Raw genomic sequence first — 13,332 nt, forward strand, 5'->3', positions numbered from 1 at the left:
GCCGGGCCAGCTGCCCACCGACGGGTCGTCGTGCGGAGGCGAGTGTCCGTGCGGCGGCCCCGGACCGCGGTGATACGGCGGTGCATACACATTGCTCACGCCGCGAGCGCGAAGTAGGCGAAGCCCGCCGCCAGCACGCCCGCCGCCACGCGGCGGATCGTGCCGGTGCGGTCCCACGGGGTCTCCAGGGGCTGGGCGAACTTCGCGATCGCCACGAGCAGCCCCGCGAAGAGCGGCATCCAGGCCATCCGCGCCAGGATCCAGCCGGCCGTGTCCGGCGCGGTGGTCAGGCCGGGGATCTCGCCGAAGTACGAGGCGGGCACCGCGGCGGCGAGCATCGCCGTCTGGTGCCAGCACAGGATGGTCATCGCCGACAGGTTGATGATCACCACCAGGGCCCACAGGGCTGGGCGCTTCAGCAGGCGCGCCAGCTTGTCGCGCAGCAGGATCGCCGCACCGGACTGGGCGGCCGCAAGCGCGAGCACGAGCAGGGACGGCGGGTGGGAGTTGGTACGGGCCTCGCCGGGGACGCCCACCATCGAGGTCGGGTAGTCGAAGGCGAGAAGCAGGGCGGCGAAGAGGGCCGCGCCGCCGGCGAGCAGCAGCCACGCCTCGCGCTGGCCCAGGCGCTTGTCCGCCCAGGACACGCCCAGCTGGTAGGCGAACATCCAGCCCGGAAGCAGGTTGAGCAGGCTCAGCCAGGACGGCATCGCGTCCGCATACGGCCCGTAACGCAGGAAGTCGACCACCGCGACCGAGCCGAGCAGCGGGGCCGCGGCCCAGAAGCCGAGGCGCTTGGAGGCGCGGACGCAGTACGGCGTGAGGGCCGTGATCACCGCGTAGACGCCGACGAACCACAAGGGCTGGACGACGAGCGTCGACGCGGTGTGCAGGGTGGCGGCCGGGACGCCGAAACCGTAATGCAGGATCGGCAGGAGCAGCGCCCATACGGCGGTGACGCCGAGGACCGGGCGGCCCAGGCGGGTGAGCCGGCCGGTGATCCACTGGCGCGTGGGTCCCTTGCGGCGCTGGTAGGAGAGGTACGAGGAGTACCCGCCGACCAGGAAGAAGATGCCCAGCATCTGGAGGATCCAGCTGGCCGGGGCCAGCGCGCCGAACGGGGCCAGCGGGCTGGCGTTGTGCAGGCCGCTGCCGGTGTCGAGGGTGAACCCGCCGAGCAGCCAGTGGCCGGTCAGGACGGCCAGGAGCGCCAGCGCGCGCAGGCCGTCGATGGCGCGGTCGCGGTGGGCGGGGGTCCGGTCGTCGATCTTGGCGGTGAGCTTCGCGAGCTTCGTGGGGGTCTTCATCACAGGTCTCCGTCGGCGATCGCCGCGAACGCGGTCAGGGTGGAGGTGCCGGGGGTGAAGTACTCGTCGTGCGCCGGGACGTCGTCGGCGGGCAGGACGGTCGCGCCGAAGTCGGGCGAGGTGGGGTCCGCGCCGTGGCCCAGGCCCAGGACCTCGACATTGGGGACGCGGTCGATCCAGTCGTCCGGGGACTTCGCCGCCCAGATGTGGGCATCGGTGTCGAGCGCGGTGACGTCGACGGCGCGCATGCCGGGCGAGCCCATGACGACGATGTCGCTCGCGTCGGTGTCGGAGGCGGCGAGGCCGCAGACCACCGAGCCGTAGCTGTGGCAGAAGAGGGAGGGGTCGGGGAGGCCGGCCGCGTCCAGGCCGGCGGTGAAACGGGTGAGGCGCTCGGCGCCGGTCTCGGCGAGCCGGCCCGTCGCCAGGTCGGGGCCGATGCCGGTGGGGGTGGTGTAGCCGGCCCAGGCGATGACGGCCGTGTCGTCGCCCGCCTCCTCCTGGAGGTCGGCGGCCCGCCGTGCCGTACCGTCGAACGTCGAGATGTCGATGTCCGAGCCGGGGACGATCACCGAGACGTGGGTGGCGTTCTCCAGGTCGCCCACCACCTGCGCGATCAGGCCGCGGCCGCGCGGGTCGTACGCCAGGACCTGGTCGCCTGCGGGGGCGTTGGCCTCGTAACGGAGGTTTACGGGGGCGCCGTCGAGGTTGCCCACCACGGTGGGGTGGTCCTCGACGAGTCGCTGCTGCTGAGCGTCGGTCAGGTCGGCGAAGAAGGCCGCCACTTCGGACGGGGAGGCCGTGGTGGGGTCCAGAGGTTCCTTGTCCAGAGAGTCGTCCGCCAGCCAGGCGGCGGCGCCGGGGAGCGGACCGCTCAGCGCGCTCTCGCTGCTCGCCGAGGCCCAGCCTGCCGTGCTGCCGACCAGCAGTGTGGTCAGTACGGCGGTGGTCAGGGTCTTCCTGAAGCGGCGCATCCGTCCGTCTCCCTCTGTCTCGTCCGTGGTGACGGGGAGGAAGGTAGGAAGGCGGTGGGGGGTGGGGCGTCACGCTGGGGAGCCAAGGCGGGAGTGATACCCCGGTAGGGGGTGGGCTAGGTGCTGGCCCCCGGGGTGGGCAGGGGTTTCCCCGCAGGACTGGAGGGCGAGGGCGCCGGGACGAGCGGCGAGACGATGGGAGAAGATGGAGCAGCGGGCACGGCAACCTTGCAGAGCGTGAAACGTAGAGAACTCCATGATCTACGGGCATGCTCGCTGGCGAGTTCGCCCAACTGCACTCGATGAGCGAATTGTGAGCTGGCCATCTGGGTCCGGTGTCGAACACGACTCGACAAGCGGGTCTGGGTGAGCGTTCGACCCGGTCGTAACGTGGCTGCATGGGCAGGGACGGCGTTCCCCGGCTGCGGCTGGTCGTGGTCGCGGACGACGACATCGGGCCGCGGTTGTGGCGCTGGTGCGGTGGTCCGCTGATGCCGGCGACGAAGGCAACAGCGGTGTTCTGTTCGTCGGCGTGCCGGTCGCGGCACTGGCGGCGGATGCAGCGGGCGCGGGCAGGGACCGAGGCGGTCCAGGCCGGCGTGACGGCCAACTGCCCGGAGTGCGGAACGTCTTGGACGGTCGGGGTCGACCGTCCCGCCTCGGCAACATACTGCTCTCCCCGCTGCCGTAAACGAGCCTGGCACACGCGGCGCACGTGACAGCGCGGGGTGTGAGACCGCGCATCCGGGGACCTTGGGTCCGCCCCACGCGCCGGGGCCGCACGCCCTTTCCGACGGCCAAAGGCCGTCGGATGACGCGAGGTGACGGGCCGTCAGGGCCAGTTGGTGGCATTAGCAGGGTGCCGCACCCGGGCCCGCGGGGGTGGTGTCCGGATGCCCGCGATGGTCGGCAGTGTGACCCGGGAACGCTACGCCGAACTGGTCAAGCTGGGACGGGACTGGGTCGCCACGATGAGCAGCGCCCAGTGGCGTCTGGGGATGCCGCTGTGGAGATCGAGCCGATGCGCTCGTATGGGGGTGCGAATCCGTCCGAGAAGGACGACCTGTTCACCGTCAGCGAGGCCATCCGCCTGTTCGCGGAGGACATCGGCCTGGCTTACACGACGGTCCGCAGTTACCGGTGGGTGTCCTCGCGCTGGCCGAAGGAACACCGGCGGGCGGACGTCTCCCACACGATCCACAAGACCCTGGCCAGCATCCCCGATGAGCAGGAGCGTTTCGAGACGGTCAGCAACCCCCTGCCCAACCTCCGTGGCGGTTCGCCCAGGTGGACGCACGACAGCGCGAAACGGGTGGTGGGCTGGAAGGTCGACTTCCCGGAGAGTGTCCAGGAGAAGGTGGAGGCGATCCACGACCTGGCCACCGACGATGCGGTCGCGGCGGTGGTGACCACCGACTTCCTGCGCCGTCCGGCGATCGCCTCCAAGGCGATGGCCGACGACACCGCAAGGCACGCCGTCAACGAGGCCCAGTTCGACAGGTTCCGCCAGCAGGCCCAGTTCGTGCACGAGGAGGCGGCTCCGCAGCTGCAGCGCATGGAACACAGCGCGCAGTTCATGGACCTGGTCGCGGCCTGCGCGCAGTTCGTGGCGACGGCCGGAAGGATTGTGCCGAACCTGCGCGGCGAGCACTACGACGACGGCGAACGCGAGACGATCGGCCGGGGCCTTGCGCGGCTACGCGCCGCCGCCGACTGGATCGAGGACGCCGTCACCCGTGGCGAGGTCGACCTGGACGAGTGGCCGCGGGGACCGCGCCGCGCTGAGATGCGGTGGCGCGCGCGGCAGCCGGTTTGCTCAGGCCCGGGCTGCAGCGGCGGTGTCCATGTCCGTGCCACCGGCCCGTTCGGCCCGCTGCTCGTTCTGCACGCGCCATCCATAGCGGGTGATGCCGCGTGGCTTGTAAATCGAGAGGGCCGTGGTCGTGAGCAGCACCAGTACGGCGGCAGCTGCGTCGGCCAGGAGCTGAACTCTCATCCCATCGAGGTCGGTGCTGGACAGGTTCGTCCGCACCGCTGCATCCGCCACGTGGTCGGCCACCTGCATGTGCAGCAGGAGGAGGAACGTGGCCACGACGGTCAGCGCGAGCTTCGCCAGCACCCAGTAGTGGCGCAACAGCCCCCATGTGGTGCCCAGCGACTGGACGAGCCCGGTCAGCAGCGAGGCGAAAGCCAGCGGGACGATCACGTACCAGCCGGTCAACTGCATGGCCAGATAGGCGCCTTGGGCTTGCTGGGTGTTCTCGCGGCTCAGGCCGACGACGGCGAGCACCAGAAACACCGCCACCGAGCCCAGCCAGCCGACAGAGGACGCGACGTGCGCGGTGAGCGCAAGCTTGCGGACGCCGGGGGCCATTGCCATCAGTGGCCACCATGCATGCCTGGCCCCATTCCGCTGCCGGTGAGGTGCAGAACCAGGAACAGTACGACGACGGCGAGCGCCACGGCTCCGGAGACCTTCACCCAGCGCGGGGCGCCAGGGGGCATCCCGCGGTCGGGGGCTGCGCCGCCGCCGGAGGGCTCGGACGGTGAGTCGGTCATGCGGGTCCCCTTTGTCGTGCGAGCGCGGCTGTGAGGCGCTTCTTCCATGACGGCAAGGCTTATCGAGACAGTGTGTCTACGTCAAGGCGCAGTGTATCGGCATCGTCGTCACGTACACTGGGTCGGTGCCGAAGCTGTGGAACGAGACCATCGAGGAGCATCGCCGCGCCGTACGCGACGCGGTGCTGGAAACCACGGCGGCCCTTGTGTCCGAGCATGGAGTGCGGGCCGTGACGATGTCGCAGATCGCGGAGGGCAGTGGCATCGGCCGGGCCACGCTCTACAAGTACTTCCCGGACATCGAATCGATCATGATGGCCTGGCACGAACGCCAGATCGCCGGCCACCTCGACCAACTCGCCGAACTCCGCGACCGCGCCGGTACCCCCGGAGAGCGGCTGCAAGCGGTGCTGGAGACCTATGCGTTCATCCAGCAGCAGCGGCACGGCCATGGGGGAGAGCTCTCGGCGCTGCTGCACCGCGGAGGCCACGTGGCGCACGCCGAGCAGCATCTCCGCCACTTCATCCAGAGCCTGCTGGTCGAGGCAGTCCAAGCGGGCGAAGTCCGTGACGATGTCGCGCCGGACGAGCTGACCGGTTACTGCCTGCACGCCCTCGCTGGGGCCGGCAGCCTGTCGTCCAAGGCCGCGGTCCGGCGGCTTGTCGCCGTCACACTGGCCGGGTTGCGCCCCTCACGCTGACACCTCGCCCGCCATGCCCGCGGGACTCCTGCCTCCGTCAGAGTGGTGCGTCCCGCCGGCGCCCGCGAAGTCTGGGGCATGGAACGCCAGGTCCGCCTCGTCGCCGGCTCCCTGGTCCTGATCGGCGTCCTGCTGGGCCTGGTCTCCCCGTGGTTCCTGATCCTCTCCGGCGGTATCGCAGCTGGTCTGGTCTTCTCCGCGGGCACCAACACCTGCGGCATGGCAGCCATCCATGGAAAGCTCCCCACAACCGCCCGCAGCCCGGCCCCCCGACCTGACACGACCCTGGCCAACTTCACCTCCTGAGGGCCCCTGGCGTACCGGCGCGGGCAACCGGCTCAGTGGCCGGGTCGCCCGCGCTCTCGCGTGCTGCCCTGGCGGAGGCCGACCGGCGCGCGGAGGGTGGGTCAATGCCCGCCAGTCGACTCGACGGCGAGGCGCTTGGTGAAGGTGCTGCCGCCGTCCTTCGACTCGTACACCCCGTCCTGGGTGGCGGCCAGGACGTCCTCGGAGTCGACGCTGGTGAGGGCCTGGGGCTGGCCACCGGGGACGGTGGTCAGCTTCTTCCATGTCGCGCCACCGTCCGCGCTGCGGTTCAGCACGCCGGAGGCGTCGATGCCATAGAGGGCGTCCTCCGCCTTCCAGGAGAGGTAGGCCATCACGGGCTGCTCGCCCTTGGCGAACGTCTTGCCTCCGTCCGTGCTGCGGGCGATGCCATCCGCAGTTGTGGCAAGTACGAGGTCGGCGTCATTGGGGCTGACCGCGATGTCGAGTGCCTCCAACTGCGCCCCGTCCTTCCAACTGGCCCCGTCCTTGCTGGTGCGCAGCAGACCGTTCGTGGCGTCATAGCCGTAGACCGTGCCGTGCGCGTAGTCCAGGGCGTGGAAGTCGGACTCCCCGGACAAGGACAGCGACTTCCAGGTCTTGCCGGCGTCGGTGCTCTTGATCAGCCCCTTGTTTCCTGGGCCGTCGGACCCGGAGGCCGGGTGGCCGCTGGCGTAGAACGTCTTGTCCTGAGCCACCGTGAAGCCCATGAAGTCGTCCTTGCTGTCGCCGACCAGCTTGGGCTTGCCGTTGGCGTCCGGGGTGTATATGCCTTCGTGGGTGGCGACGTACAGGCGCTGGTCGGAGGGGTCCAGGCCCAGGCCGTGGATGTGGCTCAGCGACGGTGTCCCGGACTCGGCGGAGGAGGCGGACGAGTCCGCGCCGTCTCCGTCGCTGGCGCAGGCGGCCACGGTGAGGGCGAGGATCAGGGCAGTGGCGGCCGCGGCGGCGTGGCGCTTGTTCATGGTTCCTCGGTGTCGTAAGGGCCCGCCGGGCGGGAGGCGGCCGGGCGCGATGACGTGGATGGCTGGAGGCACGACCGCCCGGGCTCCTCGACGTGTCCGCCTCGGAGCCCGGAACGGTCAGTGTTTGATGCGACTCAGAGCCGGTCGAGGATGCTCTGGAGCTGCTCGACCTCGGCGGACTGGCCCTCGACGATGGCGTCCGCCATCTTCTTGGCGTCGGCGTTCTTGCCGTTCTTCTGCTCGTCCTCGGCCATGGCGATCGCGCCGTTGTGGTGCTCGATCATCATCTCGGCGAACATCTTGTCGAAGTCCGTCCCCTTGGCGGCCTTGAGCTCCTCCATGTCCTCGTCGGACATCATCCCGTCCATGCCGGAGTGGCTGGAGTGATCCATGCCGGGCATGGATTCCATCTCGGTCGGCTTGCCCCAGGACTTCAGCCAGCCCTGCATCGTCTTGATCTCGGGGTCCTGGGCCTTCTCGATCTGCGCGGCCAGTTCCTTGATCTCGGAGTCGGATGCGCGGCCGTCGGCCAGCTTGGCCATCTCCAGGGCCTGCTCGTGGTGCGGGATCATCATCTGAGCGAAGGTGACGTCCGCGTCGTTGAAGTCCTCCGCAGCCGCGCTCTTGCCCGGCTCGGCGGTCGCCGTGGCCGAGGCCGTGCTGCCGTGATCCATGCCGCTCATGTCGTCGCCGTTGTCACTGCAGGCGGAGAGCACCAGGGCTCCCGCTGCGACAACGCCGACGGCAGCGATACGGCGGGAGGACTTGCGGCGCAGGGCACGCGTGAGGGCAGTCATCGTCGATTTCACCTCATGTATTGGTTCTTTGGCTGTTTTGGCGTACGCGTCATAGCGGGACGGCGCGTGGTGCGCGCCCGCGAGGCGGTTCGGCCTACAGCCGCAGGACCGACAACTGGGTGAGATCAGGTCCGCGTGGCGGAGGGTTGGGCCGCTGTACGACGGGGGCCTGGGCGAGGAGGTTGGCCAGCCAGTCGGGGCGACGGGCGAGCGCCGCACGCAACAGCGCGGCGAGCACCCATGCGCCGAGCAGCACCGCCAAACACAGCGACATCATGTCCATCGCCATGACGGGCATGTGCGCGGACGACGAATGCTCGCGATCCGTCGCCTGGCTCGATTCCATGGAGGCTGGATCATCGACAGGGGCGTGATCCGCAGGGGCCGTATCCATCGTCGCCGCCGACACGTGGGATGCCGCCGACACGTGGGACGCCGTGCTCGTCTCGGCGGACGAGTCGCCGGGGTGCCCCACGGTGTGCATCACGAACACGCCGAGCGCGAGAACGACGACGAGCAGGAGGTGCCCGAGGGCACCTCCTGTCCGTACGTGTCGGCTCACGTTCACTGCGGGACCTCCGGGTCCGGCCGCTCCAGACGTCTGTTCTCCGACGATACCGAACTGGATCCACGTCAGTGGGTGGCAGTGGTCACCGTGGCCCTCTTGGCCGGCGTCGCGATCGGTGTGCCGACCGGAGTCGTCTCCACACTCCTCTACACGCGGATGACCCCCGGTCTTGTGGTGGAACTATCCGGTTTGGCCGGCGTCGTCGCTGCTCATGGGGCTGCTGGTGTCGACCTACGTCGGGCAGCCCCCGACTGTGCGGACGAGCGGGCCGCGAGGGCGGCTGGGCCCGCGAGGCGGGAGCACTGTACCTCCTGGACGCCTGCCAGTCGGTGGTCAGCTCACCGTCGACGTGGCGGAGATCGGCTGCGACATGCTCTCCACCACTGGTCGCAAGTATCTGCGTGGACCGCGCGGGACGGGTCTGCTCTACGTGCGCCGGACGGTGCTCGACCAGCTCGTGCCGCCAGTTCTCGACCTGCACGCCGCCACGTGGACAGCGCGCGACCGGTACGAAATGCGGCCGGACGCACGCCGGTTCGAGACCTGGGAGGCCAACTACGCCGCTCAGCTCGGCCTCGGCGCGGCGATCGACTACGCCCTCGGGTGGGGGCTGCCCAGGATCCAGAGGCGCGTCACCGCACTCGCGGAGTCACTACGGGGACAGCTCGCGGAGATCCCGGGCGTCCGGGTCAGGGATCTGGGTGTTCAGCTCTGCGGCATCACCACGTTCACGGTGGAGGGCGCCGAGGCGGCCTGGGTGAGGTCGTCCCTGGCTGAGCAGCGGATCAAGGGAGTCGGTGGGTCCCGGTATCCGTTGATCGCCCCTCTGACAGCTTCTCGACGAACGGATCCGGTAGATCGCGACCTGGGCGTATGGGCGGTTCGCGCGAATCGACGTCTTCGTACCGGACGGGCCCAGCGCGTACACACTGGAGGCGCTGGGATATTCGCCGGAGCGAGCGGCCTGGAAGGCGCGGCCGCGACCTCCTGCGGTACACGGCCGAACGAGTGGCGTGCGCTTGCCAGTTGAGCTGATGGACCGTCGCCGGGGCCCGCAAAAACGTGCGTGCGTACGGGATCTCGGCCGTGCCAGGATGGCGTCGAAAGCGAGGTCTCGTGGACGAGTTGAGGCGTTTCCGCCGGGCGCTGGTCGCGTGGGCGGCCGGGGGAGCGGGGGCGGGTGCTGCCGCCGCGGTGGCGCGGGAGCTGGCCGGCGGCGGTGTGCGGATGATAGTGCTCGTCGAGGGGAGCAGTGATCAGGCCGCGCTCGAGGCGCTGGCCACGCGCAACGGCCGCGACCTCGGTGCGGAGGGCGTCGCGGTGGTACCGCTCGGAGGAGCGACGAACATCGGGCGTTTCCTGGACGTGTGCGGTCCTCCGGGGCTCGGCCTCCCGCTGGCCGGTCTCTGCGACATCGGCGAGGAGCGGCATTTCCGGCGTCATCTGGAGCGGGTCGGGCTCGGGTCCGGTCTCACGCAGGCCGGACTGGAGACACTCGGGTTCCACGTGTGCGACGCCGACCTGGAGGACGAGCTGATCCGCGCTCTCGGGGCCGAGGGCGTGCAGGAGGTGATCGAGGCCCAGGGCGAGGTGCGCCCCTTCCGCACCTTCCAGGGCCAGCCGGCCCAGCGGGAACGGCCCGTGGAGCACCAGCTGCGGCGCTTCATGGGCACGCACAGCGGTCGCAAGGCGCTCTACGCGCAGGCGATGGTCGCGCACCTGGACCTCGAGCGCGTTCCCCGGCCGCTGGAGCGCCTCCTTACGCACGTCTGACACGGCGAACGCCAACGCTCCAGGAGCATCACGACGTAACCGTGAAGGGCGCCCGCCGCGACACCGTGGCGGAGCCGGCCGGTTCAGCCGACGTGGACGCGGGGCCGGCGAGCGCGGTCGGGTTCTGCCTCGCGGAGGACCTCGCGGGTGACGGGGGCGACCTCGCCCTGGCCGAAGAGGAAGAAGCGCAGGAAGTTGGCGAAGGGGTTGCCCTCGGTCCACTCGAAATAGATGTGCGGGGTGCAGCCGGTGGCGTCGCGTACGTGGAGGACCAGGGCGGCCAGGGCATTGGGGATGGAGGAGCTCTCCAGGGTGAGGATGCGGTAGCGGTTGTGGAGGACTTCGCCGCGGACCGTGAGGCCCGCCTCGAACTCGGAGGGGTCGGTGACCGTGACCTCGACGAAGACGAAGTCGTCCTGGGACGGGATGTCGTTGTCGTGGTGGATCTGCTCGATCTTGTCGCGGTACTCGGCGACGTCGCGGCGGTCGGGCTCGTTGGCGATGAACCGGATCTTGCGGTGGGCGATGTCGCGGATGAACCGCTCGGCCATGTCGTCGAGCGTGACGTGGGTGACCCGGAGCTCGAAGGCGCGGGCGAGGCGGGAGAGGAGCGAGACGAGGATGATCCCGGCGATGAAGCAGGCGCCGATCTTCACACCGTCCGGCCGCTCGATGATGTTCAGAACCGTGGTGTAGAGGAAGACCGCGGAGATGACGGCGAAGGCGATGGTCCAGCCCTTCTGGCGGGCCTTGCGCGCGGCGATGGTGACCGCGATGGCCGCGGAGCTGATCAGGACCAGTACACCGGTGGCGTAGGCGCCGCCCTGGGCGTCGACATCGGCGTCGAAGATCCAGGTGACGAGGAAGCCGATCAGGGTGAAGACGATCACCATGGGACGTACGGCGCGGGCCCAGTGCGGGGCCATGCCGTAGCGGGGCAGGTAGCGGGGCATCAGGTTGAGCAGTCCCGCCATGGCGGAGGCGCCGGCGAACCACAGGATGGCGATCGTCGAGACGTCGTAGAGGGTGCCGAAGGTGTTGCCCAGGTACTCGTGTGCGAGATAGGCGAGCGCGCGGCCGTTGGCGTCGCCGCCCGACTCGAACTCCTTCTCCGGTATGAGCAGCGTGGTGATGAAGCTCGTGCTGATCAGGAACACGCTCATGATCAACGCTGCCGAGGTCAGCAGTTTCTTCGTGCCGCGTATCCGGCCGGCGGGCTTGTCCTCGGAGTCGTCGGGGTCGCCCTGGACGTGCGGCATGACCGCGACACCGGTCTCGAAGCCGGACAGGCCGAGCGCCAGCTTCGGGAAGACCAGCAGGGCCACGCCGACCATGACGAAAACGTTTCCGTGCTCCGCGGTCAGGGCGGAGGACCAGTCGGTCACGACATCCTCCGCGGTGGCCACGTGCCAGAGGCCGGTCGCCACGACGACGGCGTTGAGCGCGAGATAGACGCCCACCAGGACGACGGCGACCCCGATGGCCTCCAGGAAGCCCTTGAGGAAGACCGCGCCGAGGAGTGCGATCAGGATCAGGGTGATCACCATCTGCTTGTCGTGCAGCACGCTGGTCAGGTGGGGGTTCTCCACCAGGTGGGTGGAGGCGTCGGCCGCGGACAGGGTGATGGTGATCAGGAAGTCGGTGGCGGCGAAGCCGAGCAGCGTGAGGACGAAAAGCTTGCCCTTCCAGAACGTGAGCAGCCGCTCCAGCATCGCGATCGAGCCCTGTCCGTGCGGGCTCTCGTCGGCCACCCGCCGGTACACCGGCAGCGCGCCCGCCAGGGTCACGATCACCAGCACGATGGTCGCGATGGGGGACAGCAGGCCGGCGGCGAGGGCAGCGATACCCGGCTGGTAGCCGAGGGTGGAGAAGTAGTCCACGCCGGTCAGGCACATCACCCGCCACCACGGCTGACCCTTGTGGACGGGCTCGGGTGCGGCGTGCGGGCCCTGCTGGTGGCCCGCCATGTCGGAGAGGCCTTCCAGCATCCACGTCCGCAATCGACTCTCCGGCGGGTGTTCGGTGGTGGCCATCGAGGTGCTCTCCTGAATGCGGCTCAGTGCGGCTCAGCGTGGGATTCCGGCCATCACTCGGACGGCCGCACCAGCGTAAGCGGAGAGTGATGCTTGGGCCCGTGAATGAGACGGTCGACCGCGTCAAGCTTGCGTTAAGACTGGTCGATCGTTTGCCATGACACCGGCCGATCGTTGGTCACTGGGGCGTCACATGCACATGTACCAGGGCAAGAAGGGCGCGATCGTACGCGTAAAGGGCGCGGTCGCACGCGTAGGGGGACCGCAGGACGGGGCGACCGGCGGAGGTGTGGAGAACACGCAGCGTCATGCCGTGTCGGCGCCCGCCCTCGATTCGGCGCGGGCGCGGGTGTGGGCGCGGGCGTGGGCGTGGGCCTCGCGGTCGTCGGTCCCGTCCTGAGCGCCTCGGGGGGACCTTGCATTTCGGGCACGCGCCTCGTCGAGGAGCGCGTGGCGCTCGGCGCGGCCGGGCTGATCATCGTCATCTCGATGCTGGCCGAGGACGACCAGCGCCGCATCGTCGAGCAACGGCTTCCGGTGGTGCTGGTCGATCCGCTCAGCGCCCCCACGCTCGAGATCCCGAGCATCGGGGTGACGAACCGGAGCGGAGCCAGGGACGCGGTACAGCACCTGCTGGGGCTGGGGCTGGGGCTGGGGCTGGGGCTGGGGCACACCCGGATCGGCATGATCGCGGGCCGGCCGCACTCGCTGGCCGGGGCGGCGCGGCTGCACGGATACCGCACCGCACTCGAAGAGGCCGGGATCGCCTACGACCCGCGCATCGTGCGCTCGACCGACTTCTCTTCGACGAGGCACTGGTCGCCGGCCTGCAGCTCCTGCGCGGCGACGCCCCGCCCACAGGAGTCTTCGCGGCCAGCGACGCTCAGGCGCTCGGCGTCCTCGGGGCGGCCCGCCGGCAGGGGCTGAGCGTGTCGGACGACCTGGCGGTCATGTCCTTCGACGACACGCTGGCCGCCGCCATGGCCAGTCCGCCGCTGAGTGCGGTGCGGCAGCCGTTCGGGGAGTTGGGCCACGAGGCGACCCGGCTCCTCATGCAGATGGCCGAGGGCCGTCCGCCCGCGTCCCCGCGGATCGAGCTGCCGACGCAACTTGTGCTGCATACCTCTACTGCCGTTCGGCGCCAAAGCTGTTGACGTTGCGTCAGCTGTATGCTCTGTATCCGGCCCTGTGGTGCGCCGAGAGGCGCGAGAGCCCCCAGCGCTGACCTTAACCCGCTGACCATATGGGCGATTTGCCCCTTATTGACACTGAAGGTCGATTACATTCTCTTCACCCAAGTTTCAGGTGACTAGATGGTGTTTGGGTGCCAG

Annotated in this window: 11 protein-coding genes and 2 pseudogenes; 7 read left to right on the forward strand and 6 right to left on the reverse strand. The window is 69.6% G+C overall.

Going from position 1 to position 13,332, the window contains the following annotated elements; all coding sequences use genetic code 11:
• Nucleotides 1–95: 95 nt before the first annotated feature.
• Together STSP_RS18705 and STSP_RS18710 are read right to left on the reverse strand one after the other, a co-directional pair.
• Nucleotides 96–1,307 (reverse strand): acyltransferase family protein, encoded by a 1,212-nt coding sequence (locus tag STSP_RS18705; protein WP_067279243.1) that lies wholly within the window; start codon nucleotides 1,305–1,307, stop codon nucleotides 96–98.
• Nucleotides 1,307–2,281 (reverse strand): alpha/beta hydrolase, encoded by a 975-nt coding sequence (locus tag STSP_RS18710; RefSeq protein ID WP_067279246.1) that lies wholly within the window; start codon nucleotides 2,279–2,281, stop codon nucleotides 1,307–1,309. Before STSP_RS18710 ends, STSP_RS18705 begins: the two co-directional genes overlap by 1 nt.
• Before the next feature lie 1,006 nt (nucleotides 2,282–3,287).
• Between STSP_RS18710 and STSP_RS40305 the strand changes: the two genes are divergently transcribed.
• The 3 genes and pseudogenes from STSP_RS40305 to STSP_RS18735 all read left to right on the forward strand — a co-directional run.
• Nucleotides 3,288–4,874 (forward strand): DUF6192 family protein, encoded by a 1,587-nt coding sequence (locus STSP_RS40305; RefSeq protein ID WP_232789702.1) that lies wholly within the window; start codon nucleotides 3,288–3,290, stop codon nucleotides 4,872–4,874.
• A 91-nt stretch (nucleotides 4,875–4,965) separates the two neighbouring features.
• Complete coding sequence (locus STSP_RS18730; protein ID WP_067279256.1) at nucleotides 4,966–5,541, forward strand: TetR/AcrR family transcriptional regulator; 576 nt, start codon at nucleotides 4,966–4,968, stop codon at nucleotides 5,539–5,541.
• Nucleotides 5,542–5,589: 48 nt separating this feature from the next.
• Nucleotides 5,590–5,847: pseudogene (locus STSP_RS18735) on the forward strand (YgaP family membrane protein); the annotation flags it as partial.
• A gap of 101 nt (nucleotides 5,848–5,948) precedes the next feature.
• Here STSP_RS18735 and STSP_RS18740 read toward each other — a convergent pair.
• The 3 genes from STSP_RS18740 to STSP_RS18750 all read right to left on the reverse strand — a co-directional run bounded on the left by STSP_RS18740 (nucleotide 5,949) and on the right by STSP_RS18750 (nucleotide 8,189).
• Nucleotides 5,949–6,830: a F510_1955 family glycosylhydrolase gene (locus tag STSP_RS18740; protein WP_067279262.1), complete on the reverse strand. Its 882-nt coding sequence runs from the start codon at nucleotides 6,828–6,830 to the stop codon at nucleotides 5,949–5,951.
• Nucleotides 6,831–6,964: 134 nt separating this feature from the next.
• Entirely contained in the window at nucleotides 6,965–7,627 is a 663-nt protein-coding gene (locus tag STSP_RS18745; protein ID WP_067279264.1) for a DUF305 domain-containing protein, read from the reverse strand.
• Nucleotides 7,628–7,721: 94 nt separating this feature from the next.
• A complete protein-coding gene (locus STSP_RS18750) occupies nucleotides 7,722–8,189 on the reverse strand; it encodes a DUF6153 family protein (protein ID WP_232789703.1) in 468 nt (155 codons plus the stop codon).
• Nucleotides 8,190–8,565: 376 nt separating this feature from the next.
• Between STSP_RS18750 and STSP_RS41245 the strand changes: the two are divergent.
• The 3 genes and pseudogenes from STSP_RS41245 to STSP_RS18760 all read left to right on the forward strand — a co-directional run.
• Nucleotides 8,566–8,937 (forward strand): annotated as a pseudogene (locus tag STSP_RS41245) (aminotransferase class V-fold PLP-dependent enzyme); the annotation flags it as partial.
• Between the two features lie 148 nt (nucleotides 8,938–9,085).
• Complete coding sequence (locus tag STSP_RS41250; protein WP_408646328.1) at nucleotides 9,086–9,451, forward strand: hypothetical protein; 366 nt, start codon at nucleotides 9,086–9,088, stop codon at nucleotides 9,449–9,451.
• A complete protein-coding gene (locus STSP_RS18760; protein ID WP_408646329.1) occupies nucleotides 9,342–9,968 on the forward strand; it encodes a TOPRIM nucleotidyl transferase/hydrolase domain-containing protein in 627 nt (208 codons plus the stop codon). The genes STSP_RS41250 and STSP_RS18760 overlap by 110 nt, the downstream gene beginning before the upstream one ends.
• An 83-nt stretch (nucleotides 9,969–10,051) precedes the next feature.
• Here the strand turns inward: STSP_RS18760 and STSP_RS18765 are convergent, their stop codons facing one another.
• On the reverse strand, nucleotides 10,052–12,001 hold the full coding sequence (locus tag STSP_RS18765; RefSeq protein WP_067279271.1) for an APC family permease: 1,950 nt from the start codon (nucleotides 11,999–12,001) through the stop codon (nucleotides 10,052–10,054).
• A gap of 308 nt (nucleotides 12,002–12,309) precedes the next feature.
• Here STSP_RS18765 and STSP_RS18770 point away from each other — a divergent pair, with 308 nt between their 5' ends.
• The gene (locus STSP_RS18770) at nucleotides 12,310–13,155 is read left to right on the forward strand and encodes a substrate-binding domain-containing protein (protein WP_078067303.1); all 846 of its coding nucleotides are present in this window, start codon (nucleotides 12,310–12,312) and stop codon (nucleotides 13,153–13,155) included.
• The last annotated feature ends 177 nt before the right edge of the window (nucleotides 13,156–13,332 follow it).

Source organism: Streptomyces jeddahensis (assembly GCF_001642995.1).
GTDB classification, from domain to species: domain Bacteria; phylum Actinomycetota; class Actinomycetes; order Streptomycetales; family Streptomycetaceae; genus Streptomyces; species Streptomyces jeddahensis.